The sequence below is a fragment of the Bacillus sp. V2I10 genome (genome assembly GCF_030817055.1).
Taxonomy (GTDB): domain Bacteria; phylum Bacillota; class Bacilli; order Bacillales; family Bacillaceae; genus Bacillus_P.
Map to the genome: position 1 here is coordinate 3,479,920 of NZ_JAUSYV010000001.1, position 20,132 is coordinate 3,500,051.

Sequence of the window (20,132 nt, forward strand, 5' to 3'; positions counted from 1 at the left end):
CACTACATTAATTTTAAAATAAAGCCCATCGCTAAAGGGGGCTCGTATGGGCGCCTTGCAGGGGGCTGGTGAGACAAAAAGAGCCCGATGTATAGTATTTTAGGAATCTATTTTCACATGGGGATTGCAGGAATATGGATCGCCATCGCATTAGATATCCACATACGTGCGATATTCCTAACTTGGAGATATAGAACCTTAATTAGACGCTTGATTAAAAAAGACATTGAAGAGCAGGGTTATTGGATTTCAAAGTGAAAAAATTTTGAGCTGTAAATAAAATAATACCCCTCTCAATTAAGAGAAGGGCTTTTGGTTACTTCTTGATTATTTCATAATGCCTTCCGCGGGAATTAAACCAACCAGATAACGCGCGTGGATTCTCACCACCTGTTGTGAATTGAGCAGAGTTACTTCACCTAATGGAAAAGAGCTAGGTCCATTTGGCATAAAAAAAGTTATCGATAACATTTTAGAAAAAACAAATCTGCACCACATATCCTCTCATAGATTAAGACATACACATGCCATAATGCTTTTGGTGCAGATATTAAATTTGTCAGTGACAGATTAGGTCACAGCACAGTAAATATGACAGCCGATGTTTTTGTTCATATTACAAAGAAATAGAAGAAAACGTTAATAAGTTTGAAAAGTATTTAACTAACTAGGTGGGCAAATAGTGGACAAAGCCTTACTTCCCTCGTTAAAACCCTCTACATAACGCGCTTAAACATCTTTTCCATTTCATACGTCGAATAATGAATAATAATCGGTCTTCCGTGAGGACATGTAAAAGGATCTGTTGTTTTCCTCAGCGTTTCAAGCAAAGCAAACATTTCATCATTGCGAAGATGATGATTTGCTTTTATAGCAGCCTTGCAGCTCATCATAATCGCAGCTTCTTCACGGAGCTTTTTAATATCTGCCTGTTTATGATCGAGCACTTCCTGGATAATTTCTTCAATTAACTCCCGTTCGTCTCCGCGCGGAAACCATTGAGGGTGAGACCGCACGATAAAACTATTTCCCCCAAAAGGCTCAAGGAAGATTCCGACTTCAGCCAATGCCTGCATTTTCTCATTGATGATCAGAGCTTCATCTGCTGAATAGTGGATGGTAATCGGGACTAGGAGCTCTTGAACTTCCGTAGCAACTTGTCCTACTTTTTCTTTAAAGTATTCATAATTGATTCTCTCCTGAGCAGCGTGCTGATCGATAATGTATAATCCGGTCTCATTTTGAGCGAGTATATACGTTCCGTGCATTTGGCCTATTGGATAAAGAACTGGCACTCTCGGTTCAGATTCTGTCGCTAACAGTTCTTCATGATCATCTGCTGGCTGTTCATCATAAATTTCAAGTTCCTCCTCAATAACTGAAGAACTTTGTTCGATGATTTTTTCTTCTGGTTCTGGAGCTTCAGCCGCTTCAATCTCTGGCTTTTCCATTATTTGCGGAAGAGATGTTGCTGATAATGGTTTTTTCTCGGCATGACTGAACGTAAATGTCTGCTGTTCATCATAGCTTTTTTCTTTCCGCTTTGGCAAAATGGCTTCAGGAATCAGCTTTTGATGCGAAAATGCGTCTTTAATGCCTGAAGTAATCAGTTCATTTAATTCAGCCTCTTTGCTTAGCCGGACTTCCATTTTGGCAGGGTGAACGTTTACGTCGACTAAAATAGGATCCATATTAATTTCCAGGAAGACAATTGGAAACCGGCCGATCGGAAGCAGGGTATGATAGCCTTGCTGAATGGCTTTTACAAGCGGATAGTTTTTAATAAATCTGCCATTTACAATTGTTGAAATATAGTTTCTGGACGCTCTGGTGATTTCAGGAAGAGACATATAGCCTTTTACTTCAAAATCAAGAGACTGTAAGTTAATAGGGATCATTTTTTTTGCAATGCCAAGTCCATAAATACCCGCTATGACTTGGCGCACATCGCCGTTCCCGCTCGTATGCAGCATTTGCTTTCCGTTATGAGTCAGCTTGAAAGAAATAGATGGATTGGACAATGCCAGGCGATTGACAACATCTGTAATGTTGCCAAGCTCGGTATGAACTGTTTTGACGTATTTTAAACGGGCTGGTGTGTTGAAAAATAAATTCGTAACAGTAAGGTCGCTGCCTTTTCTGCTTGAAGCAGCTTCATGAATATCTACCTTTCCACCTGAAAGCACCATTCTCGTGCCTGCACCAGACCCTGTGCTTGTTTTTAATTCAACATGTGAAACCGATGCGATACTTGGCAGGGCCTCTCCCCTGAAGCCAAGAGTCCGGATCCGGAAAAGATCGTTTTCATCTTTGATTTTGCTTGTGGCATGCCTGTGAAAAGCATTCAGACAATCATCAGGCAGAATGCCGTCTCCATTGTCAATGATGCGGATTTTGCTTAAACCCGCTTCTTCTATATGAATTTCTATGACAGTGCTGCCGGCGTCTATACTATTTTCCGTTAACTCTTTTACAACAGAAGCCGGACGTTCGACAACTTCTCCTGCAGCTATCTTATTTGATAGTGAATCGTCAAGGCGAATAATTTTCCCCATGCTGTTCACCTCTTCATTATTTTAATTTTTTCTGAATTTGATAGAGTTCATTCATTGCATCAAGCGGCGTCATTTCAAGCAGATTAATTGCCCGTATCTGTTCTAGTACCAGTATGTCTTTTTTCGGAACCTGTCTGCTTTCCTTCTTTGCAGGCTGTTCATTAAAAAAGGAGAGCTGAGCCTCATCGCTTTTAAATGTTTCCGTCTTCTCCATGATAGATGCAGGGACTTTTACCGTCTGTTCGGCTTCAAGACTTTCTAAAATTTCTTTTGCTCTGCTGATCAGCTCATTTGGCAGCTCGGCAAGCTCGGCGACATGGATTCCATAACTTTTATCTGCCGGACCTTCTTCGATTTTGTGAAGGAACACAACCTTGCCGTTTTCTTCTACGGCTGATACATGGACATTCTGAAGCTGCGGCAATCCGTCAGCAAGACTAGTAAGCTCATGATAATGAGTGGAGAACAAAGTTTTAGCTCCGATATGATGGTGAATATGTTCAATAATGGCCTGAGCAAGTGCCATTCCATCATACGTAGAAGTCCCCCGCCCGATTTCATCAAATAGAATTAAACTTCTTTCCGTAGCATTGACAATCGCATTCCTCGCTTCCAGCATTTCAACCATAAAGGTACTTTGCCCTGATATTAGGTCATCCGCTGCTCCTATTCGGGTAAAAATTTGATCAAAGATCGGAAGAACAGCTTCCGAAGCAGGAACAAAACAGCCGATTTGAGCAAGGATGGCTGTTAAAGCAACTTGTCTCATATATGTGCTTTTTCCGGACATGTTAGGTCCTGTAATCAGCAGCATTCCGCGTTCATTTGAGAAATAACAATCGTTTGGAACATATTCTTGAGAATTCATTACTTTTTCAACAACTGGATGTCTGCCGTCCTTAATGAACAGCTCCTGATCTGAAAAAGTGGGTTTAGAATAATGTCTTTTTTCACTGATGACAGCAAAACACTGAAGCACATCTAATTCACTGATGCACTTAGATAAGGATTGAAGTCTTGGAATAAACTTCTTCACTTGTTCACGAAGCTCGACAAACAATTCATATTCGATGTCTACCATTTTTTCTTCTGCTTCAAGAATGAGCGTTTCTTTTTCTTTAAGCTCCGGTGTTATAAATCTTTCAGCGTTTGTCAGTGTTTGCTTCCGTGTGTACCTGCCTTCTTCAAGCAAGTGTACATTTGCTCTTGTCACTTCAATATAGTAGCCGAATACCCTGTTAAACCCTATTTTCAGTGATCTGATGCCTGTACGCACCCGCTCCTGCTGTTCAAGCTCTGCTATCCATGATTTGCCGTTTCTGCTCGCATCTCTGAATTGATCGAGCTGTTCATGAAAGCCGTCTTTCATGATATTGCCGTCTTTAATAGACAGCGGCGGATTCTCTACTAAAGCAGAATCAAGTAAGTCTGTCAGTTCTGTACAAGGGTCAATTTGTTCTGCCATTTCATTTATTTGATTATCCTTTACAGATGTTAACACTTCTTTGATCGCAGGCACTTGCTGCAATGATTTCTTCAGCTGGATTAAGTCTCTTGCATTGACATTTCCGAATGCCACTCTCCCCGCAAGTCTTTCAAGATCATAAACTTCCTTTAACCGTTCTCTGAGATCTTCGCGTTCAAAATAGTGATCAAGCAAGGATTGGACCATTTGAAGCCGGCTTTTGATTTCATTTATAGAAAGCAATGGCCGGTCGATCCACTGCTTGAGCATTCTCGCGCCCATTGCTGTTTTTGTCTCGTCAAGCAGCCAGAGGAGCGAGCCTTTTTTACCTTTAGAACGGATCGTTTCCGTCAGCTCCAAATTCCGCTTGGAGTATAAATCAATTTTCATAAAATCCTGCAGCTGATAGACTTTTACTTTTTGCAGATGATCAAGGCTTCTCTTTTGCGTTTTCTGCAAATAGTTATGCAGTCTGCCGAAGGTTTCTTTTAATCTTACATCTTCAAGATGATTGATAATCTCTTCAAATTTCTCTGTGCCCGCATCCATTTCAAACGAAACGGTCACTCTTGATTTTTCAGCAATTTTTTTAATATATGATTCAGGAAAATCAGGATGTACAACTAATTCCTTTGCACCAAGAGAATACATTTCATTTATGATTTCATCAATATGATTTAGTAAGGTCACTTGATTTTCACCAGTCGATAAATCTGTAACTGCAAAACCAAACTTAGAAGGAAAGGCAGTTACAGACGCTAAATAGTTATTTTCCCGCTCCTGCAGACCTTTTCCATTCATAACCGTTCCTGGTGTGATCAGCTGCACAACTTCGCGGCGGACAACACCTTTTGCCTGTTTTGGATCTTCAGTTTGTTCACATATGGCTACCTTGTAGCCTTTTTCTATTAAAGATTCTATATATCCAGGAGCAGAATGATACGGTACACCGCACATTGGAATTCGTTCGGTGCCTCCTCCATCTCTGCTCGTTAGTGTAATTTCAAGTTCAGCAGATGCTCTTTTTGCATCTTCAAAAAACATTTCATAAAAGTCGCCTAAACGAAAAAATAAAAAGGCATCCTGATACTCTGCCTTTATTTTTAAATATTGCTGTATCATCGGCGTATATGTAGCCATTGTAATCCCCCATTGCATTTGCGTACGTATCAAAACAAACTTTATTATAACATACATGGGGGATTTTTTGCTTTGACGAATCCCGGAATGTTGTCCCAGAAATAGTATATTAAAGATGCGAAAGGTGCAAAATTTTTGAATTCCATAAAAAAGAAAAACCAGGAAGATAAATTCTCCCTAGTTTCCTCTTATTCTTCATCTCCGCCGACTAAAAATTCCGGATTCAGATCTTCAAACTCTTCATCAAGATCTTCTTCCCAGTCTTCATCCTCTTCAGCAAAGGCTTCTGTGTTAATTGCGACAACCACCTTTGTCTCCCCGACAACTTCCGCCAAAAACTCACGCTCAGCCGAAACAACAACTTTGCTTCCATTTGGAGAAATATTGACCTCCATGCAGTTTGGCTGCTGCATCACCTTTGCAATGACTTCATGCTCATCGTCCAAAAAGTTGTTATCTTTATATTTCAACTTAATGACGTCCACATATGAAACTTTTTCAGTGACAACTTCTGTTTTCGTATTATCAGCATACGAATACCATACGTTGATGTCGTAAGTACCTTCAACCTCGACTGTTTTCCCAACCTTTTTTGCATCATATTTATGGTTGATCAACCAGCCGCCTAGAATGCTTGTTGGTTTTTGCGAAGGAGCAATGCTGTGCGTGGATTGAGTAAACTTCTTGCCTTTCGCAACTACCGCTTTGGTGATTATTTCTCTGTATTCAGCCATTCGTACATACCCTCCTCAATCAATCTTCATTTAATCCTATGCTGGGCTAGTATGGTTTGTGCTACTAAAATAAAGGAATAAATAATATGTTCCACCAATACATGAATCGGTATAGTTCATTGTATGCGTGTACGCCCAGATATGTGCCTAAATTTTGAAAAGAAAGCGGAATTGCCAAGTGGGGTCAGTTAAGCACAAAGGTTTTGGCAGGAAAGGCGCTTTTTGCCTTTCCTGCTGGCAGTATAAGTAATGATGATTATTTAGAACATAGTTTAATTAGATATTTATTTGGTGACGCGGCGGGGTTTTCTGCAGTAATTTTTAATGTTATTGGTGCTAGGGCGGAGTAGCAATAAATTTTATCGGGCTCTATATCATTTTTATCAGGCATTCTTTTTTATCTGGCTCTATTAGAAATTTATCGGGCTTTTTCCATTAGTTATCCGCAACATATACTTTTATCAGGCACTATTACTTTTTTATCGGACTCTATGCGAAATTTATCAGGAACATCTTTTGTTGAAAGGCTCTGCTTTATTAAGAAATTAAAAAAGCGCACTGCTCTGAACAGTGCGCTTCTCTTTTAGTGACAGGCTGACCCTGGAGAATTATTTAGTTTTGAACCCGTTTCACCGCTTAACAGATCTCCGCCGGTTGTGCGGATAATTTCGTCTGTCACATGGTTTGAGATCGTGACTGCAATCAATTGAAGCAAATCGTTCACTTCAACTTGAGATTCTTTAAATTCCTGAATGATTGGAAGTTCATCCAATTCTTCCTGAATTTTATCAATTTTATCTTCTACCTGCTTTAATGCTTCCTGCTTGCTGTAATGCTGGAAGTTAACAGCCTGTTTTTGAAGACTTTTAATACTTGCTACTTTTTCACGGATTTTTTGATTTTCATTGATTTGAGCTTCCGCTTTTTTGAAAAACTCAACTTCTTTGGTATCAGCAACCATTTGTGCTAATTCACGGGCTTTTGCTACGATTTCTTCTTTAGTATATAATGACATCCCCTATTTCACCTCTATCGCTTCTTCTACCATTTCCCCATCTAAAGACCAAGTTTTTGCTTTGTTTATTTTCACTTTTACAATTTTGCCGACAGCAGACTTTGGACCTTTAAAGTTTACAAGCTTGCTTTTCGTTGTATAACCTGCAAGTACTTCAGGGTTATTTTTGCTTTCCCCTTCAACAAGCACTTCTACAACCTGACCTTCGTATTCCATCATTTTTTTAGCTGAAATTTCTTTAACAAGATCATTCAGTTTTTGCAGACGAGCTTTCTTTACTTCCATTGGAACGTTATCCTGCATTTTTGCTGCAGGCGTCCCTTCACGAGGAGAGTAAATGAACGTATAAGCACTGTCGAATTCAACTTCACGGTACATAGACAGCGTTTCTTCAAATTGCTCATCTGTTTCATTTGGGAAACCTACAATAATATCAGTCGTCAAAGAAGCCGTTGGAATCGCTTCCTTAATTTTTTTCACTAATGTCATATATTTTTCCCGGTCGTATTTGCGTGCCATCAGCTTTAAGATCTCAGAGCTTCCTGATTGAACAGGCAGATGAATATGATCAAGCAGGTTACCGCCTTTAGCAAGCACCTCAATCAGATGATCATCAAAATCACGAGGGTGACTTGTTGTAAAGCGGACACGGGCAACATCAATTTTACGGATTTCATCCATTAAATCGCCGAGGCCGTATGAAATGTCTTCAAAATCTTTCCCATATGCGTTTACATTCTGGCCAAGCAATGTAATTTCCTTATATCCGCTTGCAGCAAGCTGACGCACTTCCTGAATGATTTCCTCAGGGCGTCTGCTTCTTTCTTTTCCGCGGGTATAAGGAACGATGCAGTACGTACAGAATTTATCGCAGCCAAACATGATATTAACCCATGCTTTGACATTTCCTTTACGCTCTCTTGGAAGGTTTTCAATGACATCGCCTTCTTTAGACCAAACTTCGATGACCATTTCCTTCGACATGTAGGCGTCTTTAAGAATATTAGGCAAGCGGTGAATGTTATGTGTTCCAAAGATCATGTCAACATGCTGATGTTTTTTCATGATTCTTGTGACAACGGATTCTTCCTGAGACATACATCCGCAAACACCGATCAATAAACCTGGTTTTTCTCTTTTAAGGGACTTCAGATGGCCGATTTCACCGAATACTTTGTTTTCTGCATTTTCACGGATGGCACATGTATTCAGGAGAATCACATCTGCATCTTCTGTTGTGTTCGTAGCTTTATAGCCGAGTGCCATGAAAATTCCAGCCATGACTTCAGTATCATGTTCGTTCATTTGGCATCCGTATGTGCGAATCAGAAATTTCTTTCCATTCCCAAGACCTCTGAACTCTTCTGAAATGCTGAAATCATTTTGGTATTTCACTTCCTCTTTGCCGCGCTTTTTTGCATCCTTTAAGGAAGGAGGCATATAAACGGCTTGGAAATACTTACTGTAATCCTTTTCGGATTTTTTGTCCGCAGGATTTACCTGTGTATTTTCCAAACGCTGCTTTTCATTCATGTAAAACAGTCTCCTTTCAATCCCTTCTAACCCTACTCCCCGAGTGGGAGTATACCAATTTTATAGTATATATGTTCTTAGTGGACAAAACAATATAGAAATCAAGAAAGGACATATATCTATAGTAAATGAAACGGTAAAAAAAGAAAAGCGGAGCCTCCCGTTTAGCTCCGTCGGACAGATATAGATCTGCCCAAAACATTTACTGTTCATTCTGTAAAATGATTTTAGCAAATGCAGCAATTTTACTAGCTGTTTTCTTCCTTCAGCAAATTTTATATTTTTCAGGCTATGTTAAAGGTAAAGTTTGATTTATAAAATATATAAATTAAAAACTCGTTGAATGATACGAATGTCGAGTTTTCCTATAACTTTCGTAAAAATTGGTTTTCTCAAAGAATCCCATTAGCATTTGGCTAGAACTTCAATAAATGAAACCAATAGCCTGTTACACACGTAAAGTAATGGAAACAAAGTTTCTTTCTTACTTCCATTTATCTTCAAAAAAAGAGAGGCATCAGCCTCCCCTTTCCATTACTTCAGAATATTTAACTCTTTTGCAGCTTTTTCAAAGATATCCAAAGCTTTCTGAAGCTCTTCTTTTGAATGCTCAGCCGTTACGATAGTACGGACGCGAGCCTGTCCTTTTGCTACTGTCGGGAATGCAATTCCCTGTGCAAAGACGCCATATTCTCTAAGTTTATCAGAGAATTGATGAGACAAAGCTTCATCGCCTACTATGACAGGTGTTACAGGTGTTTCGCTTTTACCTGTATCAAAACCGAGATCTTCAAGGCCTTTTTTGAAGAACTTTGCGTTATCCCAAAGCTTTTCAATCAGTTGAGGCTCTTCAATAAGTACGTTGATCGCTTCTATACAGGCTGCTGTTACAGCTGGAGGGTGGGACGTACTGAACAAAAATGGACGGCCTTTTTGAATAAGATAATCAATTAGAGTACGTGTGCTTGCTACATATCCTCCTAATACACCAACCGCTTTGCTTAAAGTCCCAACCTGGATATGTACACGTCCATCAAGTCCAAAGTGATTAACTGTTCCTCGGCCGTTTTGGCCAAGTACACCTGATGCATGTGCATCATCAACCATGACTAGTGCATCGTATTTTTCAGCAAGCTCAACAATTTCCGGAAGCGGAGCAATATTTCCATCCATAGAGAAGACTCCATCCGTAACAATTAGACGGACTCTATAGTCTGCTGATTCTTTTAGTGCTCTTTCTAAATCTGCCATATCAACATGGTTATACACTTTGCGCGCAGCCTTTGTTAACCGGATTCCGTCGATGATTGAAGCATGATTCAGAGAATCTGAGATCACAACGTCTTCTTTTGTCAGAATAGAAGAAAGAACGCCCTGGTTTGTTGTAAAACCTGACTGGAACACTAGTGCTGCTTCTGTATGCTTAAATTCAGCAAGCTTCGTTTCAAGTTCTTCATGCATTGTAAAAGTACCGGCAATAGTCCTTACAGATCCGGTTCCTGCTCCAAATTTCTCTGCACCCTTGATTGCTGCTTCTACCAGTCTTGGATGAGTTGTTAATCCTAAATAGTTATTAGATGATAATTGAATTAATTCTTTTCCATCGATGACAACTTTTGATGCCTGGTCTGATTCGAGCGGAATCAGCGTCCGGAATGTTCCTTGCTGTTTCATTTCATCAAGTTCTGCCTGCAAATATTCAAAACCTTTCATCATAGCCCCTCCATTTTCATTCTCTTATCACGCATTAATGGACAGTAATTCCTCCGCCTTAAGGTATGTATGGTGTATTCTAGAAAACTAGGGTTGGATTTACTGCCAGTAATAGCCCGAACTTAAAACACATACTTATGGCTCCACTCACTGCGGCAGCGTCTGTGTACCTGCAATTCTGCGGGCCTTAACTAACATTCAACGGGGGAGAATCCCCCGCTGATTGAAGTTTCATTTTATGGGTGTAATACGACTTTACCACATTTACCTTCGATCATTAAATCGAAGCCTTTTTTAAATTCTTCTAAAGAAAAGTGATGAGTAATCAGCGGCGTTACATCTACTTGCCCTGATTTTAGAAGTCTTGAAACCTGCTGCCACGTTTCATACATTTTTCTGCCTGTAATTCCCTGTACCGTGATTCCTTTAAAAACGACATCATTGGTGATATCTATTTCAACTGGACGGACAGGAAGACTCAGGATCGAAACACGTCCGCCATTTGTTACCATTTTAAAACCTTGATCCATCGCAATTGGATGCCCTGACATTTCACAGACAACATCTACACCGTTGCCGTCTGTTAATTCATTAATCTTCGCCAAAGGATCTTCATTTTTCGAATTGACGACCGTTGTTGCGCCCATTTCTTTTGCTAAATTTAAACGGTAGTCGTTCAAATCAAGGGCAATGACCTGAGATGCTCCTGCTGCTTTTGCAACTCCGACAGCCATAATCCCAATAGGGCCGCATCCAATGACAGCAACACTTTTTCCTGCAACATCTCCTGCTAAAACTGTGTGAACCGCATTTCCCATCGGTTCTTGAATAGATGCTACATCAAAAGGCATTTCTTTTGGATTTTTCCAAAGGTTCACTGCCGGCAAAGCCACATACTCTGCAAAGCATCCATCTGTATCGACACCAATAATTTTTGTGTTTTTACAAATATGATACTGTCCTGTTAAACATTGCGGACATTCATAGCATACTAAATGTGTTTCAGCGGAAACAAAATCTCCGATTTCAACGCTTGTTACTTTACTTCCTATTTCTACAACTTCTCCAGAAAATTCATGGCCAAATACATACGGCGGGTTCACTCTGCTTTCCGACCATGCATCCCATGTATATATATGAACATCTGTTCCGCAGATTGAAGTAGCTTTTACTTTGATCAGCACTTCATTTTCTTTAATCTGAGGGATGTCTACCATCTGCAGTTCAGCACCAAAGCCTTTGTGGCGCTTAACGATTGCTTTCATTTTTCCATTCACTATGAACACTCCTTGATCCAAAAACCATCTATTTTTATGAGTATATATGAAATTCTATCATCCATAAATAGTGGTGTAAAGGAGACTGTCCACTCCGTGTAGACGTTTGAACACATGAGAAAAAAAACTCGCTTATTTTTTTATAAAACTTAAAATCAATAAAAAAAACGCCTATCCCGAGGATAGACATTTTTCTCATTACATAAATTCTGAGAGCAATTCGTTGAATTTCTCTTCGCTGATTTGCAGATCGGCCTGTGACAAAGGAGTTTCGCTGTAATTATAGACAAGCTCCTGATATGATGGCTGATTCTTGTTTTGATAAATCAAACCGGTTACAAGTCCGTTTTTCTCCATCAGAGTCTGCATGGCAGTCATGCGGTTTGATGGGTCATATCCTTCAATATCACTTAGTTTTGTAAGATTTTCTTTAAACCAGTCATATGTGTTGATTTTATTGTAAGTGACACATGGACTGAAGACATTGATTAAAGAAAATCCTTTATGATTGATCCCTGCTTCAATGATTGAAGTCAAATCTTTTAAATCAGTTGAGAAGCTTTGTGCTACAAATGTTGCTCCTGCCGTAAGTGCCATTTCCATGACTGATAAAGAAGATTCAATTGAACCTTTCGGCGTGCTCTTTGTTTTGAAGCCAACTTCACTTCGCGGAGATGTCTGCCCTTTTGTCAAACCATAAATTTGATTATCCATAACGATATAGGTGACATCAATATTTCTTCTGATGGCATGAATCGTATGGCCCATTCCGATGGCAAATCCGTCACCGTCGCCGCCTGATGCAATTACGGTTAAATCTTTATTTGCCATTTTTACACCTTGCGCGATTGGAAGGGAACGGCCGTGAATGCCATGGAAACCGTAAGCGTTGATATAGCCCGAAATACGTCCTGAACATCCGATTCCAGAAACTACAGCAAGCTGATCAGGTTCGAGGCCTGCATTTGCAGCAGCACGCTGAATGGCCGCTTGTACAGAGAAGTCCCCGCAGCCGGGGCACCAGTTAGGCTTTACATTGTTTCTAAATTCTTTAAACGTCGCCATTTAGAACAACTCCTTGCATTTTGAATGAACTTCATGCGGCAAGAGCGGATTTCCATCATATTTAAGAATACTGGAAATTTTCTCTGCATGACCAACATTCATTTTTATAAGACTAGCAAGCTGTCCAGTTGCATTATTTTCTACCACTACAACCTTTTTTGCTGCTTTAACAAGCGGAAGCAACTCATCAGCAGGGAATGGATGAAGCAGACGGACGTGCGCATGATTCACTTTTACACCGTCATTTTCAAGGCGGATCATCGCTTCTTCAATTGTGCCTCTTGTAGAGTTAAATCCAACGAATAATACATCCGGCTCAGGATGAGTCAGATTTTGATGGACAGGCGTGTCAAACTTGATGTCTGACAGCTTACGCAGACGTTTGTCCATTTGGGCTTTACGGTTTGTTGCCACCTCGGAAGGTTTGCCGGTCTCTTCATGTTCAACACCTGTAACATGGTGAATGCCATTCTTCATTCCTGGCACTACACGCGGCGATACGCCATCTTCTGTTACTTCAAATCGTTTAAAGTATCCTTTATTTTCTATCTCAGGCAGCTCCTCGCCCTGTACTAGCTTGCCTCTTCGAATTTGGATTTTATCATATTGAAGCGGTTCTACAGACTGTTTACCAAGTGAAAGCTGAAGATCTGTCAGCAAAATAACAGGACATTGATATTCTTCCGCTAAATTGAAAGCTTCAATTGTATCGTAAAATGCTTCTTGTACTGTGCTTGGCGCCATAACGATTTTCGGAATTTCTCCATGTGTTCCGTAAATCATCGCCATTAAATCGGATTGCTCCTGTTTCGTCGGAAGTCCTGTACTTGGTCCGCCTCGCTGAGTATCAATGATCACCAGCGGCTGCTCTGTAATGCCTGAGAGCCCAATTGCTTCCATCATCAATGACAATCCCGGTCCTGCAGAAGCCGTCAATGTGCGGGTTCCGGCATAGTTTGCACCAATGGCCATCGTACAAGCGGCAATTTCATCTTCTGTTTGAATAACTGTTCCGCCGAAATCAGGCAGCTTCTTAATGAGATATTCCATGATTTCAGAAGCAGGTGTAATTGGGTAAGCAGCCATGAAACGTGCTCCGCCGGCAACTGCGCCTAATGCTATCGCATCGTTGCCGATCATGAACATGCGTTTTTGCCCATCCGCTTTTTCAAGATACATATCAACACGGTCAAAGTTCAGTTCTTGTTTCATATATGTTGAGCCTTTTTCAATGGCTTCAAGATTCTTTTCAACAATCTGCTGCCCTTTTTTCCCGTAAATCTCCTGAACGACATTTTGGAATTGTGATGTTCCAAGATCAAGCACAGCACTTGTTGCACCAATTGCAACCATATTTTTCATTAATGAAGTACCTAACTCTGCGGCAATCTCTGTAAATGGCACGGAATACAAAACAGCGTTGCAGTCATCAGGAATAACTGGATTAAACTTTGAATCTGCAAGAACTAGGCCGCCCTTGCGAAGCTCATATACGTTCACATCGATTGTTTCCTGATCAAAAGCTACTAATATATCAAGATCATCCGAAATAGCACGAACTTGAGTTGTGCTGACGCGGATTTTATTATTTGTATGACCGCCTTTTATTCGAGATGAGAAATGACGGTAGCCATATAAATAATAGCCCATTCTGTTTAATGCGATTGAAAACACTTCTCCGGTACTTTCGATACCTTCACCTTGCTGTCCTCCAACTTTCCATGAAAGTTGACTGATCATGTGCCCTACACCCCTTCTTAAGAAACACTTATATATTTTTCGCCCTATTTAAGAGCTCTTACACACGTAATTAAATATTGTTAGAATTTGTACTAAACGTTTACAATTGTAGAACGAACATGAGAAAAAAACAAGCGTTTCAGGGAAATAAACATGCTTTTGCTGTTTATTTTTTTGATTTTTGCAAATCTTATATTCATTCATTCCGATTACGTGATTATGCAACCCGAAACCTTTGTCTAAAAAGGAATGGAATCAGCAAAATTTTTATACATAAATTTTTCAACCTGGCTTTCTGAATAATGCTTCGAGAGTGTATTCAGTAAGTAAGGGTACTGTTCATAGCCTTCAAGCCCTTCAATCGTTTCATCTATCCCGTCAAAATCAGATCCAAATCCTACAGCATTTTCTCCTGCAAGACCACATACGTAATCTAAGTGATTAAGAAGATGCTTCATTGAAGCCCTTGAGCGGGAAGAGGTAAATTGCGGCACGAACGTTATGCCAATCAAACCATTTTTTGCAACGATGGCTTTAATTTGATCGTCTTTTAAATTTCTTGGATGGGGACACAGTGCATACGAATTTGAATGACTGGCAATCGGATGGTCTGCAAGCTGAATGACATCCCAAAAGCTTCGTTCGGAAAGGTGAGATACGTCTGTCCACATGTGATAATGATTTAATTTCCCGACTACATGTCTCCCATAAAATGATAGACCTGCATTTCTTGTTTCGAGCGCCCCATCAGCAAGTAAATTAGCAAAATTCCAGGTCAGTCCCGCTGATCTAACTCCAAGCTGCTGAAAAATGGAAAGAAGGCTTAAATCATGGCCGATCGGGTCGCAGCCTTCAAGTGTCAAAATGGCTCCAATTTCATCATCCTTTAACGCAAGAAGATCCTGTTTTGTCCTTATATGTATGATCTTTTCAAATCCATTAATAATCCGATCATAAAAGATGGAAGCCTGTGCAAAGGCGGCTTCTAATTTATTCGTGACATCAACTGGTATAAAGATGGCAAAGCACTGGACTTTTGCTCCAAACTGAAATAGCTTTTCAATGGTGACATGCAGATTCAGGTCATTCCATTCACTAATTTCAGGCCTGCGCCATAATTGATAGAGCAAATCACAATGAGCATCAAAAATACGCACGTCATCATCTCTCCTAAAGATAAAAAAAGGGCTGTGTTTGTAAAAAGGAATGTTTTCCGCATGGAATTCGTTCACGTATACGGAATCAATTTATTCCCCGTTTATGCTTAAAAAAATCCAAAAGAATTTTTAGCGATCTATGATGGAAAAAAAGGATATAAAAAGAGCGAAATAAAAACAAACCTGTTTGCGTGACCCGCAAACAGGTTGATCATTTTGTCTATTTAACGAGGCTCAATAATTAATTTAATGGCCGTACGCTCTTCTCCATCAATGAGAATATCCGTAAAGGCAGGAATACAGATTAAATCAACACCGCTCGGGGCAACAAACCCTCTGGCAATAGCTACTGCTTTTACAGCCTGGTTAAGTGCTCCGGCTCCAATTGCCTGGATTTCGGCGGCGCCTCTTTCACGCAGGACACCTGCTAGTGCTCCCGCTACAGAGTTAGGATTGGACTTTGCTGAAACTTTTAATATTTCCATTTCTAGTATCCCCCTTATTTTTCAATAGATCGTGAATGTACATTGGATCATGCCTTATTAGATCTGTTCGGAGGGCCCATCCCCTTTATGAAGCCTTCTGAACCTCTTTCACAGCCATTCCATTGATACTATATTCACTAGAGGGAACTAGTATTCCTGCTTGCTTCACTATTTTTTCTAAAATTTCTAAATATATATTCTATTCAAAAAACATATGATCATCATTAATTAAAATGCGGTCAATTTTCAAGGCTTTTCCTGTTTTTTCTTGAACATCGATTACTACTGCGCTTAGCTGCGCCTTGCCTTCAGTTACCTCAAATCGTACAGGGAGGCTCGTCAGGAAGCGTTTTATGACCGCCTCTCTCTCGACTCCAAGGATGCCGTCATATGGACCTGTCATGCCCACATCTGTGATGAAAGCAGTCCCCTGATCAAGAATCCTCTCATCTGCCGTTTGTACGTGAGTATGTGTTCCGACAACGGCCGTCACTTCTCCATCCAAATACCAGCCCATGGCCTGCTTCTCACTCGTTGCTTCAGCATGAAAATCGACAAAAATAATGGACGTTCTTTTTTTAGCTTCTTCAATCAGCTCATCCGCTTTTTTAAATGGACAATCAATTGGCGCCAAGAACGTTCGTCCCTGTAAGTTAATCACAGCGATTTCTTTGCCGTCGCAAGTTATATATGCAATGCCATTACCCGGAGTGCCTTCAGGAAAATTCGCAGGACGGATTAGATTTGGATAATTATCAATGAATTCAAAGATTTCCCGCTTATCCCATGTATGGTTTCCCATCGTCACAACCTGTGCGCCAGCCTGATTCAGCTCGTGATAAATCTTTTCAGTAATTCCTTTTCCGTGTGCTGCATTTTCTCCGTTTACAATCGTCAGGGACGGTCTGTATTTACGTTTTAGCTTTGGCAAATATTCTTTTATCATATCTCTACCTGGAGATCCGACTACATCTCCTACAAATAATAGTTTCATGCTTCGCTTATACCTTCTCTCAAATGGTGTGTGCCTACCCTTAAGTTTTGCACAGATTGCAAAAAAAATAAAGCGATGCAGAAGGCATCGCTTTATTTCGCATATTCCACAGCTCTCGTCTCACGGATAACTGTTACTTTAATATGACCTGGGTAATCTAATTCTTCTTCAATCCGCTTGCGGATATCCCGTGCTAAACGGTGTGCCTGAAGATCGTCGATCGTATCCGGTTTAACCATGATACGCACTTCACGGCCTGCCTGAATAGCGAAGGATTTTTCAACTCCTTCGTAAGATTCGGAAATCTCTTCAAGCTTTTCTAAGCGGCGAATATAGTTTTCAAGCGTTTCGCTTCTTGCGCCGGGACGTGCTGCAGATAAAGCATCTGCTGCCGCGACCAGAACGGCGATAACCGAAGTCGGCTCCTGATCGCCATGATGCGAAGCAATACTGTTTATAACAACCGGGTGTTCCTTGTACTTCGTAGCAAGTTCGACTCCAATTTCAACATGGCTTCCTTCTACTTCATGATCAATCGCCTTACCGATATCGTGCAGTAATCCTGCGCGTTTGGCAAGAGTAACATCTTCACCCAGTTCTGCAGCCATGAGTCCTGATAAATAAGCGACCTCCATGGAATGCTTTAATACATTTTGACCATAGCTCGTTCTGAACTTTAAACGGCCCATAATCTTGATTAAATCTGGATGCAGTCCGTGAACACCAACTTCAAATGTTGTTTGCTCACCAACCTCGCGGATGTATTCATCAACTTCACGGCGTGATTTTTCAACCATTTCTTCAATACGTGCTGGATGGATGCGTCCATCTTGAACAAGCTTGTCTAGGGCAATTCTGGCTGTTTCCCTGCGAATTGGGTCAAATCCAGATAAAATAACTGCTTCTGGAGTATCATCAATAATGAGGTCAATACCAGTTAATGTTTCAAGTGTTCTAATGTTGCGCCCTTCACGTCCAATGATGCGGCCTTTCATTTCATCATTTGGAAGGTTAACGACAGATACCGTTGTTTCAGCTACATGATCTGCTGCACAACGCTGGATTGCAAGGGAAAGTATTTCTTTCGCTCGTTTATCCGCTTCTTCTTTCGCACGGTTTTCGCTTTCTTTAACAGTTACAGCGATATCATGCGAAAGCTCATTTTCAACCTTTTCGAGAATGATCTGCTTTGCCTCTTCACGAGTTAAGCTGGAAATACGCTCAAGCTCTGATTGTTGTTTACGCACCATCTCGTCCACTTTGCTTTCCATCTCTTCAATATGCTGTTGTCTTTCATTTAGAGAATCTTCTTTTTTCTCAAGCATGTTCTCACGCTTGTCTACAGATTCATCCTTACGATCAAGATTCTCTTCTTTTTGTAATAAGCGATTTTCTTGTTTTTGCAGCTCATTTCGTCGTTCACGAATTTCTTGCTCTGCTTCTGTCCGAAGCTTGTGAATGTCATCCTTTGCCTCAAGCAACGCTTCTTTCTTCGTCGCTTCAGCATCACGCTTCGCATCTTCAAGAATTTGCTCAGCAGTTCCTTTCGCACCGGCAATTTTCGCTTCTGCAATGGATTTACGAACAAAATAGCCAACAACTGCACCGACGATTAGGCCAAGCAAAATGGAGATGATCATTGTAATGGGATCCATCATTTCACCTCCTCTTGCTATGAACTTGTTTCTTGCTAGATTTAAGTGTCGGCATGTATATTGCATAACGTTCTTCAACATACAGCACAAAGCTTAAGGGTTTCATGGAGACCTGCAGCAATCCTGCTGCACAGATTAACATTTGCTTTCATAGTGCCTCGCTAAAAGTTCTAACAAAATAATAATACACCCTAATTGTAAATGTGTGAAATTTTCTTGTCAAGCCTGTCATTCTGGCGTTTCTAAAGCAATTGAGAATTTTCAAGCATTGCCTTACATTTCTTGAACAGGAAAAGTCAGGGTTGTCTCTTCATTGTATGGTGTATTTTTACTTTCACATACAAAAAAGAGGCGATGATCGCCTCTTTTTAATCTTCCAGTAAATCTAATTCTTCTTGTCCATCTGGAGCAACCGCCACTTCATCCAAGCCGTAGTGGCTGCGGATTTTTTCCTGAATCTCTAAGCGGATGCTAGGATTCTCCTTCAGGAAGATTTTTGCGTTTTCTCTTCCCTGTCCTAAACGCTCCTCATTGTACGAATACCATGAACCGCTCTTTTGAACAATATCAATTTCTGTTCCAAGATCAATGATCTCGCCTTCTTTAGAGATGCCTTCCCCGTACATAATGTCAACCTCTGCAACACGGAAAGGAGGTGCAACTTTGTTTTTGACAACTTTGATTTTGGTTTTATTGCCGACCATCTCATTGCCCTGTTTCAGCGTTTCAGCACGGCGAACCTCTAAACGTACCGAAGAATAAAACTTCAGTGCGCGTCCGCCTGGAGTTGTTTCAGGATTACCGAACATAACTCCTACTTTTTCACGGATCTGGTTAATGAAAATAGCAATTGTTTTTGATTTGCTGATTGCTCCGGATAATTTACGCAATGCCTGTGACATAAGACGAGCCTGCAAGCCTACGTGAGCATCTCCCATTTCCCCTTCGATTTCAGCTTTTGGAACTAAAGCTGCTACAGAGTCAATGACTAGAATATCCACCGCTCCGCTTCGAACCAGCGCTTCAGCAATTTCAAGCGCCTGCTCTCCTGTATCCGGCTGTGAGAGAAGAAGTTCATCTATATTTACACCAAGCTTTTGAGCATATACAGGGTCAAGGGCATGTTCTGCATCTATAAACGCAGCCTGTCCTCCCTTTTGCTGTACTTCTGCTATCGCATGAAGGGCAACTGTCGTTTTACCTGAGCTCTCAGGTCCATATATTTCTATAATTCTTCCACGTGGATATCCGCCAACCCCAAGTGCTGTATCAAGTGCAAGTGAACCGCTTGGAGATGTAGAGATCTTCCGGTCAGTCTGTTCACCGAGTTTCATAATTGAACCTTTACCAAATTGCTTTTCTATTTGTTTCAGTGCCATATCTAAGGCAGCTTGACGATCGCTCACTGAGTTTCCTCCTTTAGTTATCAACCTATTAATAATATACCTTTTATTCGAACGTTTGACAAGTAAAAAACGAACATTTATTCGGTTTTTTTAAACGTGATAACAGACTGAAAATTCTCTTTTCTCTTAATGAAAATAAGAAATTTATGCCTCTTAATCAGCTAAAATACTAAATTGCCTTTTTGCCTGATTTTGCGG

The 20,132-nt window shown here is 40.6% G+C and carries 14 protein-coding genes; all 14 read right to left on the reverse strand.

Annotated features, from left to right (window positions below; all coding sequences use genetic code 11):
* Positions 1-716: 716 nt before the first annotated feature.
* The 14 genes from mutL to recA all read right to left on the reverse strand — a co-directional run bounded on the left by mutL (position 717) and on the right by recA (position 19,934).
* Positions 717-2,555: a DNA mismatch repair endonuclease MutL gene (gene mutL, locus QFZ72_RS17620; protein WP_307435734.1), complete on the reverse strand. Its 1,839-nt coding sequence runs from the start codon at positions 2,553-2,555 to the stop codon at positions 717-719.
* A gap of 16 nt (positions 2,556-2,571) precedes the next feature.
* The gene (gene mutS / locus QFZ72_RS17625) at positions 2,572-5,160 is read right to left on the reverse strand and encodes a DNA mismatch repair protein MutS (protein ID WP_307435737.1); all 2,589 of its coding nucleotides are present in this window, start codon (positions 5,158-5,160) and stop codon (positions 2,572-2,574) included.
* A 188-nt stretch (positions 5,161-5,348) separates the two neighbouring features.
* The gene (gene cotE / locus QFZ72_RS17630; protein ID WP_307435739.1) at positions 5,349-5,894 is read right to left on the reverse strand and encodes an outer spore coat protein CotE; all 546 of its coding nucleotides are present in this window, start codon (positions 5,892-5,894) and stop codon (positions 5,349-5,351) included.
* A gap of 583 nt (positions 5,895-6,477) precedes the next feature.
* The gene (locus tag QFZ72_RS17635) at positions 6,478-6,909 is read right to left on the reverse strand and encodes a YlbF/YmcA family competence regulator (RefSeq protein WP_223442522.1); all 432 of its coding nucleotides are present in this window, start codon (positions 6,907-6,909) and stop codon (positions 6,478-6,480) included.
* A 3-nt stretch (positions 6,910-6,912) separates the two neighbouring features.
* On the reverse strand, positions 6,913-8,442 hold the full coding sequence (miaB, locus tag QFZ72_RS17640) for a tRNA (N6-isopentenyl adenosine(37)-C2)-methylthiotransferase MiaB (protein ID WP_307435745.1): 1,530 nt from the start codon (positions 8,440-8,442) through the stop codon (positions 6,913-6,915).
* 534 nt (positions 8,443-8,976) lie between these two features.
* Positions 8,977-10,155, reverse strand: coding sequence for a glycine C-acetyltransferase (locus QFZ72_RS17645; RefSeq protein WP_307435746.1), 1,179 nt, complete (start codon positions 10,153-10,155; stop codon positions 8,977-8,979).
* Positions 10,156-10,391: 236 nt separating this feature from the next.
* Positions 10,392-11,432 carry an L-threonine 3-dehydrogenase gene (tdh, locus tag QFZ72_RS17650; RefSeq protein WP_307435749.1) on the reverse strand — a complete coding sequence of 347 codons (1,041 nt, stop codon included), beginning with the start codon at positions 11,430-11,432 and terminating at the stop codon, positions 10,392-10,394.
* Between the two features lie 198 nt (positions 11,433-11,630).
* Positions 11,631-12,497: a 2-oxoacid:ferredoxin oxidoreductase subunit beta gene (locus QFZ72_RS17655; protein ID WP_307435751.1), complete on the reverse strand. Its 867-nt coding sequence runs from the start codon at positions 12,495-12,497 to the stop codon at positions 11,631-11,633.
* Entirely contained in the window at positions 12,498-14,237 is a 1,740-nt protein-coding gene (locus QFZ72_RS17660) for a 2-oxoacid:acceptor oxidoreductase subunit alpha (RefSeq protein ID WP_307435754.1), read from the reverse strand. It abuts the gene before it with no gap.
* Between the two features lie 239 nt (positions 14,238-14,476).
* Entirely contained in the window at positions 14,477-15,394 is a 918-nt protein-coding gene (locus QFZ72_RS17665) for a dipeptidase (RefSeq protein WP_307435757.1), read from the reverse strand.
* 224 nt (positions 15,395-15,618) lie between these two features.
* Positions 15,619-15,879, reverse strand: coding sequence for a stage V sporulation protein SpoVS (spoVS, locus tag QFZ72_RS17670; protein ID WP_029281188.1), 261 nt, complete (start codon positions 15,877-15,879; stop codon positions 15,619-15,621).
* A 199-nt stretch (positions 15,880-16,078) separates the two neighbouring features.
* Complete coding sequence (locus QFZ72_RS17675) at positions 16,079-16,873, reverse strand: TIGR00282 family metallophosphoesterase (protein WP_307435760.1); 795 nt, start codon at positions 16,871-16,873, stop codon at positions 16,079-16,081.
* A gap of 92 nt (positions 16,874-16,965) precedes the next feature.
* Positions 16,966-18,528 carry a ribonuclease Y gene (gene rny, locus QFZ72_RS17680; protein ID WP_307435763.1) on the reverse strand — a complete coding sequence of 521 codons (1,563 nt, stop codon included), beginning with the start codon at positions 18,526-18,528 and terminating at the stop codon, positions 16,966-16,968.
* Positions 18,529-18,896: 368 nt separating this feature from the next.
* On the reverse strand, positions 18,897-19,934 hold the full coding sequence (gene recA, locus QFZ72_RS17685) for a recombinase RecA (protein WP_307435764.1): 1,038 nt from the start codon (positions 19,932-19,934) through the stop codon (positions 18,897-18,899).
* Between the last annotated feature and the right edge of the window lie 198 nt (positions 19,935-20,132).